Source organism: Streptomyces pseudogriseolus (genome assembly GCA_002154585.1).
In the GTDB taxonomy this organism is placed as follows: domain Bacteria; phylum Actinomycetota; class Actinomycetes; order Streptomycetales; family Streptomycetaceae; genus Streptomyces; species Streptomyces pseudogriseolus.
On the sequence record MUNG01000069.1, the window covers coordinates 1 to 515 of the forward strand.

At 70.7% G+C, this 515-nt stretch carries 1 pseudogene; it reads right to left on the reverse strand.

Annotated elements, in window-relative coordinates:
- Positions 1–116: 116 nt before the first annotated feature.
- Positions 117–515, reverse strand: a pseudogene (glnA2, locus tag CCN29_RS35660) (gamma-glutamylpolyamine synthetase GlnA2); the annotation flags it as partial.

Below are 515 nucleotides of genomic sequence, written 5' to 3' on the forward strand. Positions count from 1 at the left end.
CCAGCACGCGGGCCACGCGGACATCATCCGTGAGTCGCTGGACGGGGCGAAGACGATGGGCTGACCGGGGGCCCGGCTGGGGGGTGAGGGGGCGGGCGCCCCTCACCCCCCAGCCCTTACAGCACCGGCAGGTTCTTCCGCAGCTCGAAGGCGGTGACCTCGCTGCGGTACTCCTCCCACTCCTGCTTCTTGTTGCGCAGGAAGAAGTCGAAGACGTGCTCGCCGAGCGTCTCGGCGGCCAGGTCGCTGCGTTCCATCAGGGTGAGCGCCTCGCCCAGGTTCTGCGGGAGCGGCTCGATGCCCAGGGCGCGGCGTTCTGCGTCGGAGAGGGCCCAGACGTCGTCCTCGGCACCCGGCGGAAGCTCGTAACCCTCCTCGATGCCCTTGAGACCTGCCGCGAGGAGCAGGGCGTAGGCCAGGTACGGGTTGGTGCCGGAGTCGAGGGAGCGGACCTCCACACGGGCCGAGCCGGTCTTGCCGGGCTTGTACATGGGCACGCGGACCAGCGCCGAGCG